Here is an 18,901-nt window from a genome sequence, read left to right as displayed (position 1 = left end):
CATGGCGCATTATCTGACGATTTGCGCATGGCAGCGCCGGGGTTTCAGCCCAGGCGCTGCAACTGCTCCTGCAGTTTGGCGAGGGTAGCGCTCTTTTCGGCCACGCGCGTGCGCTCCTGCTCCAGAACCGCTGGCGGCGCCTTGGCGACAAAAGCCTCGTTCCCCAGTTTCTTTTGCGAGCTGGAGACTTCAGCTTCCAAGCGGGTGATTTCCTTGGTCAGGCGGGCCTTTTCTGCCGCCACATCGATCTCAACAAACAGTGCCAGGCGCGCATTGCCCACCACCGAGGCAGGCGCATTCTGCGCCTCGGCAGACCAGGCAGCTTCGTCTTCGAAGATCTTGACGTCGCTGAGCTTGGCCAGGCTCTTGAGCACCTGGGCATTGCTGTGCAGGAATTGCAGCTCGTCGGCTGAGCCTGCCGTTGCCAGCAGCGGCACGCGCTGGGCTGGAGAGACGCCCATCTCGCCGCGCAGCGCACGGCAGGCGTCCACCATCTGCTTGATGCGGGCCACGTAGGCGATGGAGGCTTCGTCGATCTTCTCGGGCTGAGCCTCGGGGTAGCGCGCAATGGCGATGGATTCGCCCTTGAGGCCGGCGACTGGTGCCACCTGCTGCCACAGCTCTTCCGTCACGAACGGGATGATGGGGTGCGCCAGGCGCAGGATCGCTTCGAGCACGCGGATCAGCGTGCGGCGTGTGCCACGCTGCGCAGCTTCGTTGCCGGTCTGGATCTGCACCTTGGCGATTTCCAGATACCAATCGCAGAACTCGTTCCAGACGAAGTCGTAGATGGTGTTGGCCACGTTGTCGAGGCGGAACTCCGCAAAGCCCTTGGCCACCTCGGCCTCGACCTTCTGCAGCTGGGAGACGATCCAGCGGTCTGGCTGGCTGAACTGCAGGTACTCGCCGGTGGCGCATTGCTCCTTGGTGTGTTCCAGCAGGCCGCAGTCATGGCCTTCGCAGTTCATCAGCACGAAGCGCGAGGCATTCCAGAGCTTGTTGCAGAAGTTGCGGTAGCCTTCGCAGCGCTTGCTGTCGAAGTTGATGCTGCGGCCCAGCGACGCCAGCGCAGCGAAGGTGAAGCGCAGTGCATCGGCGCCGTAGGCGGGAATGCCTTCGGGGAATTCTTTTTGCGTGTTCTTGCGCACGGTCGGCGCGGTTTCGGGGCGGCGCAGGCCGACGGTACGCTTGTCCAGCAGGGGTTCGAGCGCAATGCCGTCGATCAGATCCACCGGGTCGAGCACGTTGCCTTCGGACTTGGACATCTTCTTGCCCTGCGCGTCGCGCACCAGACCGTGGATGTACACATGCTTGAACGGCACGCGGCCGGTGAAGTGCGTGGTCATCATGATCATCCGGGCAACCCAGAAGAAGATGATGTCGTAGCCGGTCACCAGCACCGAAGAGGGCAGGTAGAGGTTGTAGTCGTCGTCAGCAGCGTCGGTCTGGGCAGGCCAGCCCATGGTCGAGAACGGCACCATGGCCGACGAGTACCATGTGTCGAGCACATCGGAGTCGCGGGAGAGCTTCTTGCCTGGCGCAACCTTGTCGGCCTGGGCCTGGGCTTCGGCTTCGGTCTTGGCAACGTAGATATTGCCCTCTTCGTCGTACCAGGCTGGAATCTGGTGGCCCCACCACAGCTGGCGTGAGATACACCAGTCCTGGATGTTGTTCATCCACTGGTTGTAGGTGTTGACCCAGTTTTCGGGCACGAACTCCACCTGGCCCGAGGCCACGGCGTCGATGGCCTTTTGTGCAATGCTCCTGCCCGTGGGGTCCTGGTCGCTGACCTTGCTCATGGCGATGAACCACTGGTCGGTCAGCATCGGCTCGATCACCTGGCCGGTACGGTCGCAGATCGGCACCATGAGCTTGTGCTTCTTGGTCTCCACCAGCAGACCTTGCGCCTCTAGGTCGGCCACGATGGCCTTGCGGGCCACAAAGCGGTCCATTCCACGGTATTTTTCGGGCGCTTCGTCGTTGATCTTGGCGGTCAGCGTCAGCACCGTGATCATGGGCAGGCCATGGCGCTGGCCCACCTGGTAGTCGTTCTGGTCGTGCGCAGGGGTGACCTTCACCACGCCGGTGCCGAACTCGCGGTCGACGTACTCGTCGGCGATGATGGGGATCTGGCGGCCCACCAGTGGCAGGGTTACAGTCTGGCCGATCAGGTGTTTGTAGCGCTCGTCCTCGGGGTGCACCATCACGGCCACGTCGCCCAGCATGGTTTCGGGGCGGGTGGTGGCAACCACCAGATTGCCTTCGCCGCTGGTGAGCGGGTAGGCGATATGCCAGAGGCTGCCGTCCTTTTCCTGGTTTTCAACTTCCAGGTCGGACACGGCCGATTGCAGCACCGGGTCCCAGTTCACCAGGCGCTTGCCACGGTAGATCAGGCCCTGCTCATAAAGCTTGACGAAGGTGTCGGTCACCACGGTGGACAGCTTGTCGTCCATCGTGAAGTACTCGCGGCTCCAGTCCACGGTATCGCCCATGCGGCGCATCTGCGTGGTGATGGTGTTGCCGCTCTTTTCCTTCCACTCCCAGACTTTCTTGACGAAGTCGGGGCGGCCCAGATCGTAGCGGCTCTGGCCTTGTTCCTGCAACTGGCGCTCCACCACGATCTGGGTGGCGATGCCGGCGTGGTCGGTGCCGGGGATCCAGGCGGTGTTGTAGCCCTTCATGCGGTGGTAGCGCGTGAGGGAGTCCATGATGGTCTGGTTGAACGCATGGCCCATGTGCAGCGTGCCGGTCACGTTGGGGGGCGGCAGCTGGATGGCGAAGTTCTTGTGCTCGGCGGTGGCCTGGGCGTCCGGGTGGCCGGTGCCACGGTAGCCTGCATTGCCATAGCCGCGCTTTTCCCACTCAGGGCCCCAGTGGGCTTCGATGGACGAAGGCTCAAACGACTTGGAGAGGCTGTCGAGGCCCGGCTGGGAGACCGTTGTGGAATTGGTTTCGCTCATGGTGTTATCAATGGAAAACGGCATCGCGGGTGGGGATGCCGTTCTATAGCAATCAGACAGATGGCTTGATTTTAGCCCGCCCGCCAGCAGGAATGGGCTGCGTGGGCATGTGGGCCGTGGCGGGGCGGTTGCAGCTGCCGTGTTTGCTTCCAAAAAAATAGCTGCCAGCGCTCATGTATAAAGCGCTGGCAGCTATTTTTATCTGAAATGTGCGCTTATTGCTTTACGGCTTCGATCTGCAGCACCAGGCGCACGTTCTTGGGGAAGCCATAGGCAATGCCGTAGTCCAGGCCCCACTGGGTGCGGTCGATGGTGGCTTCAAAGTCGCCGCCGCAAACTTCGCGCTTTTGCAGCATCGGGCTTTCGTAGCAGGTGAACTTGTTGGCCTTGATGGTCATCGGCGCGGTCTTGCCTTTGAGGGTCAACTGGCCGGTCACTTCCTTGAGCTTGTCGCCATCAAACACAAACTTGTCAGACACGAACTTGGCGGTGGGGAATTTCTCCGCGTCAAAAATATCGGCGCTTTGCAGGTGCTTGTTGAAGGATGGCGTGCCTGAGTTGACCGAAGTCATGTCCAGTTCCACTTCCACCTTGCCGCTCTTGCCTTCCTTGTCGAATTCGACCGAGCCACTCTTCTTGTCGAAGCGGGCGCGGTTGGTGGAAGCGCCGAAGTGGTCGATCTCGAACGTGGCGAAGGTGTGGGTTGGGTCGATGGCGTAGGTGGCAGGCGCTGCCTGTGCGGCGGTGGCAAATAGAGCGGCAGCGGCCAGAGCGAAAACGGTGGTGCGCATGGTGAAAACTCCTTGTTGGAATGGAATATCAAAAATGAGAGCTGCTGGCGCTTGATGGGTAAGCGCCAGCAGCCAATTTCGTTTAAATCTTGCCGACGCCGGTCAAGGCCAGCTTGAACTGCACGTTCACTTCATCGGCCACCATCGAGGTGTCGGCCCAGTCGCCATCGCCGATCTTGAAAGCCAGGCGCTTGAGCGGCAACGTGCCGGTGGCCGTGGTGGTGGAGCCCGATTGCGCCAGCGTCACAGGCAGGCTGACCTTTTGGGCGTTGCCCTTGATGGTGAGCGTGCCGTCCACCTGGAACTTGCCGCCGCCCAGCGCCTTGACGGTGCTGGAGTCGAACGTGGCTTGCGGGAATTTGGCAACGTTGAACCACTCTGCCTTGGGCAGCTCGGCATCCGTTTCCTTGGCACCCATGGTGGCGCTGCCGGTATCGACCGTGAAGTGGATCTTGCTCGCTTCGGGCTTGGCTGCATCGAACGCAATCTTGGCATCAAACTTCTGGAAGTGGCCCTTGATCGGCACGCCCATCTGCTTGGCTTCGAAATTGACGGCGCTCTGCGCAGGTACCAGGGCCTGTTGGGCAAATACAGGGGCAGCGAAGGCTGCTGCGCCCAGGGCGGTGGCGATAAGGGTGGTTTTGAAGAAGGAAGACATGGGTTCGGACTCCAGAAAATGGGGAATATCAGGCTTTGCCGGGCAGCATGCGGGCCAGCAGGCCGTCACGGTCGATCAACTGGTGCTTGAGGAGCGCTGCTACGTGCAGTACCACCAGGGCCGCCAGAGCGTAGGCCAGGTAGGCATGCCAGGGCTTGAGGGCCTCGGCCAGTTCGGGGCTCTTGCCCACCAGATCAGGCAGGGGCAGCACGCCAAAGAGGACGATGGGGAACCCGGCGGCAGAGCTGTAGATCCAGCCGACCAGCGGAATGGCGAAGAACAGCACATACATCAGGTGGTGCACGCCGTGGTGGGCGATGTGCTGCCACGCAGGCATGCTGCGGCTGACCGCTTCAGGCAGCGCAGGGGGGCGGTGCGTGATGCGCCACAGAATGCGCAGCGCCGACAGGATCAGGATCGTCATGCCGGCCCATTTGTGCCAGTTGAAGTATTTGAGCCGGGCAGGCGAGAACGGCAGGCTGGTCATGTACAGGCCAAAGGCGAAGATGCCGATCAGGGCCAGGGCCAGAATCCAGTGCAGTGCAATGGCGGTGCCGGTATAGCGTTGAGAGGTAGTGGAGGCAGAGGGCATAAAAAAGCGCTGCGCTACAAGCGGCAGCGGTCATCAATGGGAGCCAGTGTAGGAGGGGGGCGGGTTGCGAAAGTTCAGCCTGATTGATGTTGAAGTTCAAAAGAATTGAATTGACTGGCGTGGGACACACAAAGTTCCAGAACCAATTGCCATATGCAAATGCCGGTTGGCTATTTGCGCAACACCGCTCGGGCGGGGTGGTTGACTTGGTACAAGCCCTAGCGGGAAAAACGGGTAAACCCCATGGACGGCTTCTGCATATGCAAATAAATTTGCATTGACGCTTTGCATGCAAATTTTTGTTGCTTTTCGTGGCCACCTGATGGCGTACCAGCCATGTCTTGTGGGCCTGGCAGTGCGGTCCGGCCGCAGCGAGGGCCGTTTTTGCGAATCGCGAAGCGCCTGATCTTCAACATGCCTGAGAAAGGGTTGCGATGAAATTCAAGTTCAAGAAACTGCTGGCCATGGGTCTGATGTCGCTGGCTGCTGCGGGTGCCTCGCAGGCGGCGCAACTGGTGGTGGCCACCGACACGGCCTTTGTGCCTTTTGAATTCAAGCAGGGTGACAAGTACGTTGGTTTCGACATCGATCTGTGGGATGCCATTGCCAAGGAACTCAAGCTCGACTACCGCTTGCAGCCAATGGATTTCAACGGCATCCTGCCTGCGCTGCAGACCAAGAATGTGGATGTGGCGCTCGCCGGCATCACCATCAAGGACGAGCGCAAGAAAGTCATCGACTTCTCGGATGGCTATTACGACAGCGGCTTCATGATCATGGTGCCCGCCAACAGCAAGATCAACGGCGGCGAAGACCTGGACGGCAAGCAGATGGCGATGAAGACGGGAACCTCGGCCGTCGACTACGCCAAGGAGAATTTCAAAAAGACCGAGCTGCGCCTGTTTCCTAACATCGACAACGCCTACATGGAGTTGATGACCGGCCGTGTGGATGCTGCCATGCACGACACGCCCAATGTCCTCTATTACGCCAACACCACCGGCAAGGGCAAGGTCAAGGTAGTGGGCAAGCAGATGATGGCGCAGGAATACGGCATCGGCTTTCCCAAGGGCAGCGAGCTGGTGCCCAAGGTCAATGGCGCACTGGCCAAGATCAAGGCCGACGGCCGCTACACCACCATCTACAAAAAGTGGTTTGGTGTGGAGCCTCCCAAGAAGTAAATGCCTCTGAGGCGTCACCCGCCTCCCCCTCTCGGGCGCCTCGCGCCGGGGAGGGCGGCACCGTTGCTGCGAGAAGCGGCAGGGGCTTGTGCGTTCATTGAAGAAAGAAGCTCATGGATTTCGACTGGTCAGTGATCTGGAGCGCCATGCCCGAGCTGATGAAGGGCACGCGGCTTACGCTTTACATTGCCGTCCTGGGACTGCTGGGCGGCCTGGTGCTGGGGCTGCTGGCTGGCCTGATGCGCGCCTACGGCAACAAACTGCTGAGCGGCATTGCGCTGGTGTATATCGAGGCCATCCGTGGCACGCCCATCGTCGTGCAGGTGATGTTCCTGTACTTTGTGCTGCCGCTGCTGGCGGGCTTGCGCATCGATCCGATTGCTGCATCGGTGCTGGCCATCATGGTCAACTCCGGCGCCTACATTGCCGAGATCGTGCGCGGCGCCTTTCTGTCGGTGCCCAAGGGTCTGAGCGAAGCGGGCCAGGCCATGGGCATGCCCATGTGGCGCGTGCTGCTGTTTGTGGTGGGGCCGGTGGCCTTTCGCCGCGCCGTTCCTGCGCTGGGCAACCAGTTCATCGTCAGTTTGAAGGACACCTCGCTCTTCATCGTGATTGGCGTGGGCGAACTCACGCGCCAGGGGCAGGAGATCATCGCCACCAATTTCCGGGCGGTGGAGATCTGGACTGCGGTGGCGCTGATTTATCTGGCACTCGTGGGCGTGCTGACCTTTGGCCTGCGCCAGTTGGAGAAAAGGATGCGCATCCTATGAGCATGGTCGAATTCAAGAAAGTCAGCAAACGGTTTGGCAAGACCGTGGTGCTTGACGGTGTGGATCTGCAGATCGGAAAAGGCGAGGTCGTGGTGCTGATCGGGCCTTCGGGCTCGGGCAAGTCCACCTTGCTGCGCTGCATCAATGCGCTGGAAAGGATCGACGGCGGCGACCTGCTGGTGGACGGCCTGAGCGTGAATGGCGGCGAGCGTACGGTGCGCGAGATCCGCCGCGAAGCAGGCATGGTGTTCCAGCAGTTCAACCTGTTTCCGCAGATGACGGCGCAGCAGAACGTGGCCTTTGGTCCGCGCCAGGTGCGCGGCACGGCCAAGGCGCAGGCCATGCAGGAGGCCGAGCAGCTGTTGGCCCGGGTGGGCCTTGCCGAGCGCAAGGGCCACTACCCGTCAGAACTGTCGGGCGGGCAGCAGCAACGCGTGGCCATTGCGCGTGCGCTGGCCGTCAAACCCAAGCTGATGCTGTTTGACGAGCCCACCTCGGCCCTTGATCCTGAATTGCGCCAGGAGGTGCTCAAAGTAATGCAGAACCTGGCCGAGAGCGGCATGACCATGATCGTCGTGACGCACGAGATAGCCTTTGCCCGCAAGGTGGGCACGCGCCTCATTTTCATGGAACACGGCCATATCTCGGTCGATGGCAATCCGGTGGAGATGATCGACAACCCCAGCAACCCGCGCCTGCGCGATTTTCTGCAGCACGTTGAGTAGTTTTATGTTGAAGTATCTGGAAGTGGAAGGTTCGCCCTACGAGTTGGGCCAGGCATTGGGCCGCTTTGGCAAGCAGGCGGTGCACGATTTGCTCCTGCCGAGCGCTGCATGGGCCAGTCTGATGGCGTGGCGCGGCAGCGCAGAGGTTGCAGTCATGCAGCAGCTCACGCAGGAGCGGTTTCCCGCGATCTGGCAGGAAATCGAAGGCCTGGCCGCTGGCCTGGAGCTGCCGCTGGCCGATGTGTTCATCTGGAACTGCCGGGGCGATCTGTGGGCCATGGCGCCCGACGGCTGCACCACGGTGCTGTTGCCCGGCGAGGCGGGCGCAACCGCCCGGCTGGCGCACAACGAAGATGGCCTGCCGTTCTTCAAGAACCACTGCGCCATCGTGCGTGCCAGTGTGCGCGGCCACAGCGATGTGGTGTCGTTCGCCTACCCAGGCTCGATTCCGGGCCATACGTTTGCTGTGAATGCGCGGGGGCTGGGCATTACCGTCAACAACGTGCGCACGCGGCTCGTTCGCGCTGGTGTGCCCCGTATGGTGCTGGGCCGCGCGGCGCTCAACCTGGACAGCGCCGTGGCGGTGCAGCACATGCTTGAAGAAGTGCCGCGCGCGGGAGGCTTTCACTTTTCGGTGGCCCAGGCGGGCGTGGCCTTCATTGCCAGTGTGGAGTTCACGGCGCAACGGGTGTCGATGGAGTTGATCACTGCGCCAGCGCTGCATGCCAACCATCTGGTGCACGCTGCCATGCGCCACCATCCGCAGCTGGTGACCAATTCATCGGGATTCCGGCAGGAGCGCGGCGAGCAGCTGTTGCAGGAGGGCGTGCGGGATGCGCTGTCGATCCTGGCAGACCAGCACAACAGTGCATTTCCGATTCTGCGCAATGCGGCCGATGACAGCGACGATGAAAACACCATGGCGACGGCCTTCATGGAGGTGGGGCCCGATGCCATCCGCTGGGATGTGCTGGAGGATGGCGGGCGCGTACCGGTGATGCAATTTGTGAATGCCCAGGCGGCATGAACCCGCCCGCTGTACCCCAGGTGCCCGGCACCGCACCAGCCAGCCTGCAGGCGCTGGCACAGCTGGTAGATCGCCTGGCGCAGGGTACGGGCGATGTGCAACTGGGCCGCAAGGCCATGACGGCGCTGGCGCAGGCACTGGCTGCACCCGCTGATTTTGCGCTGCTCAGTATCACGCAGGCAGCGGCACGCCATGGCATCAGCGCATCAACCTGGACACGGCTTGCCACCCGGTTGGGCTATGAGGGGTTTGCAGATTTTCAGGCGGTGTTCCAGGCGCATCTGGCGCAGCAGACCCCGTATTTCTACGCGCGCCAGACCAGGCAGGCCGTCGATCTGCAGCAGCCCGGTGGCACCGCCGCTGCGGTGCTGGCAGCCATGGCCCAGAGCGCCATCGACAATATCCATGCGCTGGGCAGCGAAGGCCATGCGCAGCAGATCGAGCAGGTGGCGCAGCAATTGGCTGCCGCGCCCCGGGTGGCCTGTTTTGGCCTGCGGCAGATGCACAGCGTTGCCAGCTATTTAAGCTATGGCCTGGGTCTGCTGCGCCCGGATGTTTGCGTGCTGGGCGGCAGCAACATGGCGGTGGCTGAAGGCCTGGCGCAACTGGTGGCTGGCGACGTGCTGGTGGTGACGAGCGTGGCACCCTATACCCGCATGGTGGTGGATGTGGCGCGCGCCGCGCGCGAGCAGGGGCTGGTGGTGGTGGCGCTGACCGACCACCGGGCATCGCCCCTGGCCGCCGCCGCCCAGCATGCCATTTATGTATCGCATGCCTCGGCCTTTGTCAGCAACAGCCTCGTGGCGCATCTGGTGGTATGCGAAGCGCTGGTGAATACGGCCGCCCAGTTGCTGGGCGACAGTGCGCTTGCCGCAGTGCAGCAGCGGGAGCGATGGATTGCAAGGCTCGGCATTGAGCAGTGATGGGCGCGCCAACAGGGGGTGCCTTGCAAATTGCTCACAAAACCATAGCTTTCAGCGCTAATCTGTATTAGATTTTGTGGCTGAAAATATCCAATACCAAGACAGGCCAAGCGCTATCAGCTATTGTTTTTATAGATAGCTGCTTACTGGAGAACGCTGAGTGCAGCCTGCTTCCAGGCCTGTGCGGCTGCTGCGTCATCGCCGCGATGCTCTGCCAGCCGGGCGAGGTGGTGCCAGGCTCTGCGGCGCAGCTCTGCATCCTGCAGCGCAGGGGCAGCCTGTTGCAACCATTGCTGGGCCTTGCCCCACAGCTGGCGCTCCAGGCAGGCGCAACCGGCGAGGTACTGCAGGTGTTCGTCGTGCGGGCGCTTGCGCTGGGCGTTCTCAATCCGGGCCAGCCATTCACCGTCCAGATCCTGCATGCTGTCTTCCAGCACGCGCACCAGGCGTTCGGTCTGCAGGCTGGGCAGGCTTTTGCTGCCACCGGTGAACCGTTCCCAGGCGGGCAGCAGCCATTCGCGCATCTGGGCGGGTGATCCGGCCAGGGTGTGCAGGCGGCGTGCTGCGTGGATGCCAACTTCGGGCATGGCGCGTTCGGCCGCATCCAGGCTGCGCCAGGCTTGCATCAGTTGCTCGGGGTCGTGGGCGTCGTTGATCAGCTCCATCGCCAGGCCTTTGACGATGCTCTGCGCCGCAGCGGCCGAGAATGCACGGTGCTTGGCCAGCAGGCGCGCGGTATCGAGCGCCGGCAGGGCCTGCTGCAGCTGGCGTGCAGCCTTCAACTTGAGGCGAAGCGCCAGGGTGCGGCGTGCTGCGCCCTGTGGCAGTTGGGCCAGGTTGTCGAGCGCGGCATGGGCGTCGTGATCGTCCAGCGCCCATTGGGCGGCACGCAGCTGGGTGCCTTCGCGCAACTCGGGCAGGTGTCTGGCATCCGCGCTGACTGCTTCCTGCATGGCCAGGTCCCAGTGGTGGTCACGCTGGGTCTGGTCCTGCAGCGCATGCGAGCTTTCTGCAGCCAGCACGTGCGACAGCACGCGCAATTGCAGGCCATGCGGCATGGCTTCGCCGGTGTCGTGCAGGGCTTTTTCCTGTGCCAGGGCCGATAGCGCAGCCTTGCGTGCCCGCACGAAACGGCCTGCCTGCAACTGGGTGACGGCATCAAGCGCCGCGCCATGCATGGCGCGTTCCTTTTGCTGCACGCGCCAGCGTTTGGCCTGCTTGGGCAGCTCGAACATGACGCTGATGCCGCGCAGCGCGCCATAGAGCAGCACAAAACCCAGCAGCAGCAACACGACCACCATGTTGAGCGAAAAATCAATGCGGTAGGGCGGCCAGTACAGGGTGACACTGCCCTGGTTGCTGCCTGCAAACAGGGCGGCGGCAACGGCAATCGCAAAGAGGCCAATCAACCAGATGGCGGCGCGCATGGCTTAGCGTCCTGCAGCCGCAGTGGCCAGGGCTGCCAGCGTGTCGCTGGCACGGGGAATTTCCACATCGCGCATGGCTTGCTGCAACTGCAGCAGCTGCTGGCTGGCCTGTTGCGTGCGGCGCGACGAGGGGTCGAAATACTTGCGGATGGTCTCGCCAGCCGACGCGAGGTCATTGCGCGATGCTGGCATCTGACGCGCCAGCAGGGCCAGCCGAGCATTCATGATGCGCAGCTTGAGGTTTTCACGCAGGAAGAAGGCCTCGCTCGGGGAGAGCAGCACGGCATCGGGGTAGTCGATGCGGCGAACGCGCACCAGGCTACGTGCCTCGTCATGCACCGCGTTCCATACGGTGGTGAACGCGGTGGACCACCAGCTTTGTGCTTCCTCCTGTGCGTCGCCGTCCTTGCTGGAGACGTCTTTGCCGTGGGCTGTGTCCTTGGCGCGGGCAGGCGCGGAGCGGCGGCCCGTGTTGGTAGCGACATCGTTTTGCAGCGGCAGCTCGTCCACCTGGCGCAGCAGATCGTCCAGCCGCGCCAAAAGGCCAGCGGTGTCGAGCGATTTGCTGCTGGCAAAACGGTCCAGATCACGGGCAATGGCGCGCTCGACGGGCGCCAGACGCGGCTGGGCAGACGCCATGACGCGCTGCTGCGCCGTCTTGAGCGCACTCACCACCGGATCCGGACTGCCGCTGAGCTGGCTTTGCTGCATGGCAAAACGGATGGCACCCTCGATATCGCCCACCAAGTTGTCGTCGCGGCTGCGCGAGAGGCTGTGCATCAGCTCTTCGAGCTGGCCGCGCTGCAGGGCCACTTCGCCTACGCGCGCTTCAAGTACTGACATGCGCGAGGCCGCGTCGCGCGATACATCTTCGGCCTGGCGTGCCAGGGTACGTGCTTCCACCGCCTGGCCACGAGAATCAGCGCTTTGCAGGGCCAGTTGCTGCTGGATATTGCCCAGCCGCTGCCACAGCATCACGCTGCTCACCACCGCCACCGTGGCTGCAACGCCCAGCACGACCGACGTCCATACCCAGGCATTCGGCGCACCGTCCATGCCCGTGCTCGCGGCAGCAGACCCGGCAACCGCAGCGCCAGCGGTGCTGGCAGCGCTGTCGGTGGCGGGGGGTGTGGGTGCTGGCGTAGGGTGGGGGGCCGGTGTCTGCTCTGGCGGCGTCATAGCCTGGATTCTAACGACGCTATGACATCCGCCACGGTGGGACGACATGGCTTGACAGAGGCAAATCCTGCCTTTTGCGCGGCCTGCGCTATGCGTGGATGGGTGGTGATAGCCGAAACGGCCGCCAGTTCTGCGGGTGAAAAAATGTTGCTTAAATGCATCACTGCCTGTGAACTGCTGAACAGCCAGATGCTGCCATCGGTGAGGGCGGTGCGGGCATGTGCCATCTGCTCGGGCGTCCACTGTGGCATTCGGCGCTCGTACACAGCGACAAAATCCACACCCACGCCGGCAGCCTGCAATTGCGTCGCGAGCCATTGGCGGCCCGTTCCGCCGGAGGCCGAGTTTTCGCCAGACCCGCCATCGCCCTCGGAGGCGCCACGCACCACCAGTACACGCAAGCCCGCTGCAGCCATCGCAGGCACCTGGGAAGAGACTTGTGCCCACAGCGATTCAGAGTCGAACTGCGCCGCGCCGGGCGCAGGCTGGTCGATCAAGGTGGCCGGAATGCCCTGGGCCAGGGCAGCACGCGCTGTGCCGGGGCCAGGGCTCCATACTCTGGTTTTGATAGCTGTAGGCGCTTGACAGGAGAGCGCCAGAGCCAGTTTTTCATCTAAAAAATACTGCGCCGCATTGCCGCTTACCAGCATGATGGCGCCATAGCGACCGCCACGCTGGCACGCGGCCCGGGCCTCGCTTGCCGCCTGTTGATCGGCAGGCAGGGTAGCTGGCCCGATCTCGATCAGCGGCAAGGCCCGTGCGGGCACGCCATGCGCTTGCAATTGCGACACCCATGCATCCGCTTCGGGTTGCGGGCGGGTGACGATGATGCGGGGCAGGGTCATATCAGTCATTCAGGATGCTGTGCGCTACCCGCGCTGGCGGCTCATCGCTGTTTGGCGCCTGCGGCCTGCAACAGCTGGGCCACTTGCTGGCCCAGGGCGTCGGCGCTGGCCAGGTCAGTGACTTGCGCGCTGGCAGCGGCGCGCACGAGTGGCGCGTCGGGTTGAAGCTCGTCGCCCCAGGCAGCTTGCAGGTGCAGGGTGTCGCCTTGCCACTGTCCATGCGCGGCCAGCGGCATGGAGCAGCTGCCACCCATGCAGCGGCTGACGGCGCGCTCGGCGGTCACCGTTTTCCAGCTGCGGGCATCGGCCATGCTGGCAAACAGCGCTACCAGGTCTTGCCGGTCTGCGCGGATTTCAATGCCCAAGGCGCCCTGGCCTGCGGCGGGCAGCATGGTGTCGGTATCGAATTCGTGGCGGATGCGGTCGTGCATGTCCAGGCGCTTGAGGCCTGCCGCCGCCAGAACGATGCCATCGTATTGACCGTCGTCAAGTTTGCGCAGGCGGGTATTCACATTGCCGCGCAGCGGCTGGATGTCCAGATCAGGCCGCAATGCCTTGAGCAGCACCTGGCGGCGCAGGCTGGAGGTGCCGACGACCGCGCCCTGAGGCAGGTCATCCAGCCGCGCATAGCGGTTGGAAACCCAGGCGTCGCGCGGGTCTTCCCGCTCCAGCACGGCCGCCAGCGCAAAGCCTTCGGGCAGCTCCATCGGCACGTCCTTGAGCGAATGCACGGCCAGATCGGCGGCGCCGGTCTCCAGCGCGGTTTCCAGCTCCTTGACGAACAGGCCCTTGCCACCCACTTTGGAGAGCGTGCGGTCCAGGATCTGGTCTCCGCGCGTGGTCATGCCCAGCAGCGAGGCCTGGTGGCCCAGGTTTTGCAGCAACTGCTGTACGTACCGCGCTTGCCACAGGGCGAGCTGGCTTTCACGGGTGGCGATGGTCAGGGATAAGGAGGTCATGGGTCTGGGCACCGCCTTCTGCGCTCACGGGCGGCGGATTCCCCACCACCGGAGCGAAAAAGCGTCTCAAAACAGGTCACGAAATGCAATCTTCGATGCTAGCATGTGCTGCGCCGTGATTGGCGCAGTGCGGATTCGCCCTGCGCAGCACCTTCTGTTTTGCCACCTGTTTTCCTTCGCCCATGACTACTGCCAGCAAAAAAGACTCTTCTGCAGCGCATGCAGTTGCCAAGACCGCAACGCGCAAGACCAGGCCTGCCGACAGCACTGCAAGCCAGCCCACGGGGCGTCGTGCCGACAAGGACCAGCCGCTGATCGAAGATATCCGTCTGCTGGGCCGCATTCTGGGTGATGTGATCCGCGAGCAGGAGGGCCAGGCCGCGTTCGACCTGATCGAGCAGGTGCGCCAGCTCTCGGTGGCCTACCGTCGCAATGACGATCAGGATGCGGAAAAATCCCTCAAGACCCTGCTCAAGCACCTGTCGAGCGATCAGACGGTGAGCGTGATCCGTGCCTTCACCTACTTCTCGCATCTGGCCAATCTGGCGGAAGACCGCCACCACATCCGCCGCCGCGAGGTGCACGAGCGCGCCGGCAACACCCAGGAAGGCAGCATTGAAGTGGCGCTGGCCCGGTTGCGCTGGGCGGGGATTCCGGTCAAGTCGGTGGCTGACACGCTGTCGCACAGCCTGGTGTCGCCGGTGCTGACCGCCCACCCGACCGAAGTGCAGCGCAAGAGCATTCTGGACGCCGAGCGCGCCATTGCTGCCCTGTTGGTGGAGCGCGATGACATTGCAGCTCGCGCCCAGCTCTTCAACAGCAGCAAGGACACGCTCACGCCCAGGCAACTGGCCGACAACGAACTGCTGCTGCGTGCGCAGGTAACGCAGCTGTGGCAAACGCGCCTGCTGCGCTTTTCCAAGCTGACGGTCGAAGACGAAATCGACAACGCGCTGTCGTACTACCAGGCCACGTTCCTGACCGAGATTCCCAAGCTCTACGCCGCGCTGGAGCGCGAGTTGGGCGAACGCGATCTGGCAACTTTCCTGCGCATGGGCCAGTGGATTGGCGGTGACCGCGATGGCAACCCCAACGTGACCGCGTATAGCCTGCAGGAGGCGCTGCGTCGCCAGGCCGATCTGGTGCTGCGCCACTACCTCAAGCAAGTGCACTACCTGGGCGGAGAGCTGTCGATGTCGCAACGCCTTGCAGGTACGACGCCAGCGCTGCAGGCCCTGGCCGCGCGATCGCCCGACACCAGCGAGCACCGCGAGGACGAGCCCTATCGCCGCGCGCTGATCGGCATGTATGCACGCCTCGCTGCAACGCTCAAGAACCTGAGCGGCGGCGACGCCGCCCGCCATGCCGTGGCGCCGCAGAATCCCTATGTGACAAGCGATGAGTTTCTGGCGGATCTGCGCGTCATCGAGGATTCGCTGCGCGACAACCATGGCCGGGCGCTTGCCGAGCAACGCCTGTCGCCGCTGATCCGTGCGGTGCAGGTATTCGGCTTTCACCTGGCCACGGTGGATCTGCGCCAAAGCTCCGACCAGCACGAGGCCGTGGTTGCGGAACTGCTGGCCACTGCAGGCCTGGAGGGCGATTACGCCCAGTTGCCCGAAGCTGCCAAGCGCGAGTTGCTGATCCGCCTGCTGTGCGATGCGCGCCCGTTGCGGGTGGTTGGCGCGCGGTACAGCGACAAGACCCAGAGCGAGATGGCCATCTTCGAGCGGGCCTGCCAATCGGTGAAGCTGTATGGGCGCGAGGCCATCCGGCACTACATCATCAGCCACACCGAAGCGGTGAGCGACCTGCTCGAAGTGCTGCTGCTGCAAAAGGAAGTGGGTCTGCTGGGCGGACGCATCAACGATGGCCAGTCGCAGGCCGCGCTGATCGTGAGCCCGCTCTTCGAGACCATTGACGACCTGCGCAACGCAGCGACCATCATGCGCGAATACTATGCGCTGCCGCATATTGCGTCTCTTGTTCAGCGCAGCGGGGCAGAGCAGGACATCATGCTCGGCTACAGCGACAGCAACAAGGATGGCGGTATCTTCACCAGCAACTGGGAGCTGTACCAGGCCGAGATTGCGCTGGTGGCGCTGTTTGACGAACTGAGCCAGCAGCACCCGGTGCAATTGCGCCTGTTCCATGGCCGAGGCGGCACCGTGGGGCGTGGCGGCGGGCCCAGCTACCAGGCCATTCTGGCGCAGCCACCGGGCACGGTGCGTGGACAGATCCGCCTCACCGAGCAAGGGGAGGTGATTGCCTCCAAGTACGCCAACCCTGAAATCGGCCGCCGCAACCTGGAAACCCTGGTGGCCGCTACGCTCGAAGCCACCTTGCTGCAGCCCACCAAGCCCGCTACGCAGGCGTTTCTGGCTGCAGCCGCTGACCTGTCTGCTGCCAGCATGGCCGCGTACCGCGAGCTGGTCTATGGCACCAAGGGCTTCGAGAGCTATTTCTTCAGCTCCACCCCGATCCGCGAGATTGCCGAGCTGAACATCGGCTCGCGCCCAGCATCGCGCAAGGCCAACCAGCGCATTGAAGACCTGCGCGCCATCCCGTGGGGGTTCAGCTGGGGCCAATGCCGCCTCACCTTGCCCGGCTGGTATGGCTTTGGCACGGCGGTGCAGGCTTTCGTGAACCAGGAGGGCAAGTCTGCCAAGGCGCAGTGGGCACTTCTGCAGAAAATGTACCGCCAGTGGCCCTTCTTCCGGACCCTGCTGTCCAACATGGACATGGTGCTGGCCAAGAGCGACCTGGCGCTTGCCTCGCGCTACAGCGAACTGGTGGCCGACACACGTCTGCGCAAGCGCGTGTTCCAGGCGATCGAGGTCGAATGGAAGAGCACCGCACACGCCCTGGCCCAGATCACGGGGGAGGAGAGTCGCCTGGCCAACAACCCGGCGCTGGAGCGCTCCATCCGCCACCGTTTCCCCTACATCGATCCGCTGCACCACCTGCAGGTCGAGCTGATCCGCCGCTGGCGCAATGGGGAGGACAACGAGCGCGTGAAAACCGGCATCCACATCTCGATCAACGGTATCGCAGCAGCACTGCGCAATACGGGTTGAGGGAGACGGGCCATCGGCAATAGTAATCAAGAAATTAGAGGCTGAAGACGAACATAAGGATGTTCTTTTGAATCGTTAGAAGATCCTGCATCCAGCTTAGGCGTTGCAATGGAGTGCGATCACAGCCACGCTCCAGTTCTTTGGGGCTAGCTGTTCTGTAAGCAGTTCGTACCGTTGCAACGCTACCTAATCGCCATGTCCCTGGCAGCTCATCTAATAAGGAAAGCTCTTCGAACATTTGACGTAAAAACGTCCAGATCGTTCGTTGAAAATTTCGCCGTTCCAGAAGCGATTGCTGGCGTCCGCACAGATTCCGAGCTTTCTCTTTCCTTTCTCTGACCCGTCCTGAATTGGGTTGACACCTTTCTGAAGAACAGAAAGGAAAGTCAAATGGAACAGTGGGTTAAGAGAACGCAACGGGACTACACGCTGGCTTTTAAACTCGCAGTAGTCGATCAAGTAGAAAGAGGTGAGCTGACCTACCGGCAGGCCCATGAGCGGTACGGAATCCAGGGCGCCTCAACTGTACTGGTGTGGCTTCGCAAGCACGGACGGCAGGACTGGAAAGCTGCATCATCAAGGGGCAAAGGATTACAGAAGATGCCTGAATCGCCCAAGCTGCTGACTCCAGAGCAGCGCATCAAGGAGCTGGAAGTGCAACTGAAAGAAGCCCGCGAGAAAGCGGCCTTCTTTGAAGCGGTAGTGAACGTGCTCAAGCGCGACTACGGAGTCCAAGTCACAAAAAAGCCTGCGGGCAAGTCCTCACGCAAAAGCTCGTCAAAGGGTTAAGCGTCACGAGGGCTTGCCGCTACATGGGAATCAGCCGCCAAGCGCACTACAAGCGCCTGGTCTGCCAGCGTGCACGCAGCGAGCGGGACAAGGCGGTGGTGGAGTTGGCCAGTGAAGAGAGGCGCCATCAGCCACGCATTGGCACGCGCAAACTGCTGCACTTGCTCAAGCCGCCGCTTGAACAGGCGGGAATCCAGATCGGGCGCGATGCACTGTTCGTTGTCCTGCGCCAAGCACGCATGCTGGTGCTGCCACGGCATGCGTACCACAAGACCACCAATAGCCATCATCACTACCGCAGGCACCCCAATCTACTCAAGGAGGGCCCGACCAAAACAGTGGCAAGTGGTTGTGAGCAGCTATGGGTCGCTGACATCACGTATCTACCCACCAAGGAGAAGACTGCCTATCTGAGCCTGGTGACCGATGCCTACTCGCGCAAGATCGTGGGCTGGCACGTGCACGATAGTCTGGAGACCAAGCAGGTCAGCCAAGCGTTGAAGATGGCACTGCGTCAGCGGCGAACAGATCAGCCGCTCGTACACCACTCTGATAGAGGTGTTCAGTACTGCTCGGCTCAATACCAGCGCATCCATGCACGCCACCGCATCACCTGCTCCATGACCGATGGCTACGATTGCTACCAAAACGCTCTGGCTGAGCGGGTCAATGGAATCCTCAAGATGGAATACTTGTTGCAACGACCTGCCGATCTCTCGCAGGCCCGCACCATGGTGGGCGAATCGGTACGGCTGTACAACGAGCGCCGGCCGCACCTGTCCCTAAAATACAAAACGCCCGATGCAGTACATCGGGCGTCTCTCGCCAACCAGCTTGGGCTGGAGATTAGTCGCGAATAGGTGTCAACCTATGACAGGACGAGTCACTCCTTAAGCGAGACCCCACTTACCAAATTTCTTTGCTTGGAGAGATTGGTCAGCAAGCAGTGCTTCCAAGCTTGGAAAAATGAATTGCTAGCAGAGCGTTTGTCAAAAATC

15 protein-coding genes are annotated in these 18,901 nt (G+C 62.3%); 7 read left to right on the top strand and 8 right to left on the bottom strand.

All coding sequences use genetic code 11. The annotated features are described in order from the left end of the window. Window positions 1–44: 44 nt before the first annotated feature. From LAD35_RS14840 to LAD35_RS14825, 4 genes are all read right to left on the bottom strand, one after another. Window positions 45–2,960 (bottom strand): valine--tRNA ligase, encoded by a 2,916-nt coding sequence (locus LAD35_RS14840; RefSeq protein WP_224149783.1) that lies wholly within the window; start codon window positions 2,958–2,960, stop codon window positions 45–47. Window positions 2,961–3,175: 215 nt separating this feature from the next. Next, complete coding sequence (locus tag LAD35_RS14835; protein WP_224149782.1) at window positions 3,176–3,751, bottom strand: YceI family protein; 576 nt, start codon at window positions 3,749–3,751, stop codon at window positions 3,176–3,178. An 82-nt stretch (window positions 3,752–3,833) separates the two neighbouring features. Then, a complete protein-coding gene (locus LAD35_RS14830; RefSeq protein ID WP_224149781.1) occupies window positions 3,834–4,409 on the bottom strand; it encodes a YceI family protein in 576 nt (191 codons plus the stop codon). 28 nt (window positions 4,410–4,437) lie between these two features. Next, complete coding sequence (locus LAD35_RS14825; RefSeq protein WP_224149780.1) at window positions 4,438–5,001, bottom strand: cytochrome b; 564 nt, start codon at window positions 4,999–5,001, stop codon at window positions 4,438–4,440. Window positions 5,002–5,435: 434 nt separating this feature from the next. Here LAD35_RS14825 and glnH point away from each other — a divergent pair, with 434 nt between their 5' ends. From glnH to LAD35_RS14800, 5 genes are all read left to right on the top strand, one after another. After that, window positions 5,436–6,182 carry a glutamine ABC transporter substrate-binding protein GlnH gene (gene glnH, locus LAD35_RS14820; RefSeq protein ID WP_224149779.1) on the top strand — a complete coding sequence of 249 codons (747 nt, stop codon included), beginning with the start codon at window positions 5,436–5,438 and terminating at the stop codon, window positions 6,180–6,182. Window positions 6,183–6,295: 113 nt separating this feature from the next. Continuing rightward, a complete protein-coding gene (glnP, locus tag LAD35_RS14815; protein ID WP_224149778.1) occupies window positions 6,296–6,952 on the top strand; it encodes a glutamine ABC transporter permease GlnP in 657 nt (218 codons plus the stop codon). Then, entirely contained in the window at window positions 6,949–7,677 is a 729-nt protein-coding gene (glnQ, locus tag LAD35_RS14810; protein WP_224149777.1) for a glutamine ABC transporter ATP-binding protein GlnQ, read from the top strand. The genes glnP and glnQ overlap by 4 nt, the downstream gene beginning before the upstream one ends. A gap of 4 nt (window positions 7,678–7,681) precedes the next feature. Continuing rightward, a complete protein-coding gene (locus LAD35_RS14805; RefSeq protein WP_224149776.1) occupies window positions 7,682–8,704 on the top strand; it encodes a C45 family autoproteolytic acyltransferase/hydolase in 1,023 nt (340 codons plus the stop codon). Further along, on the top strand, window positions 8,701–9,627 hold the full coding sequence (locus tag LAD35_RS14800) for a MurR/RpiR family transcriptional regulator (protein ID WP_224149775.1): 927 nt from the start codon (window positions 8,701–8,703) through the stop codon (window positions 9,625–9,627). Before LAD35_RS14805 ends, LAD35_RS14800 begins: the two co-directional genes overlap by 4 nt. Window positions 9,628–9,770: 143 nt before the next feature. Here the strand turns inward: LAD35_RS14800 and LAD35_RS14795 are convergent, their stop codons facing one another. From LAD35_RS14795 to hemC, 4 genes are read right to left on the bottom strand one after another with little or no spacing between them, the layout of a single operon-like run. After that, a complete protein-coding gene (locus LAD35_RS14795) occupies window positions 9,771–11,054 on the bottom strand; it encodes a heme biosynthesis protein HemY (protein ID WP_224149774.1) in 1,284 nt (427 codons plus the stop codon). 3 nt (window positions 11,055–11,057) lie between these two features. After that, window positions 11,058–12,233 (bottom strand): uroporphyrinogen-III C-methyltransferase, encoded by a 1,176-nt coding sequence (locus LAD35_RS14790; RefSeq protein ID WP_224149773.1) that lies wholly within the window; start codon window positions 12,231–12,233, stop codon window positions 11,058–11,060. Continuing rightward, complete coding sequence (locus LAD35_RS14785; RefSeq protein ID WP_317986711.1) at window positions 12,230–13,087, bottom strand: uroporphyrinogen-III synthase; 858 nt, start codon at window positions 13,085–13,087, stop codon at window positions 12,230–12,232. Before LAD35_RS14785 ends, LAD35_RS14790 begins: the two co-directional genes overlap by 4 nt. Before the next feature lie 32 nt (window positions 13,088–13,119). Continuing rightward, the gene (gene hemC / locus LAD35_RS14780) at window positions 13,120–14,037 is read right to left on the bottom strand and encodes a hydroxymethylbilane synthase (RefSeq protein ID WP_224149772.1); all 918 of its coding nucleotides are present in this window, start codon (window positions 14,035–14,037) and stop codon (window positions 13,120–13,122) included. A 182-nt stretch (window positions 14,038–14,219) separates the two neighbouring features. Between hemC and ppc the strand changes: the two genes are divergently transcribed. Beyond that, window positions 14,220–17,114, top strand: a complete 2,895-nt coding sequence (gene ppc, locus LAD35_RS14775) for a phosphoenolpyruvate carboxylase (RefSeq protein ID WP_224149771.1) — start codon at window positions 14,220–14,222, stop codon at window positions 17,112–17,114. Window positions 17,115–17,504: 390 nt separating this feature from the next. Further along, window positions 17,505–18,763, top strand: a protein-coding gene (locus LAD35_RS14770; protein ID WP_396022749.1) for an IS3 family transposase whose coding sequence is annotated in 2 segments (ribosomal slippage) — window positions 17,505–17,853 and window positions 17,853–18,763 — 1,260 coding nt in all. Because the reading frame shifts where the segments join, the coding sequence is not laid out codon by codon here. The last annotated feature ends 138 nt before the right edge of the window (window positions 18,764–18,901 follow it).

Source organism: Comamonas odontotermitis (genome assembly GCF_020080045.1).
Taxonomy (GTDB): Bacteria; Pseudomonadota; Gammaproteobacteria; order Burkholderiales; family Burkholderiaceae_C; genus Comamonas; species Comamonas odontotermitis.
The sequence above is the reverse complement of the archived record's forward strand: the minus strand, read 5'-3'. Positions and strand labels throughout refer to the sequence as shown.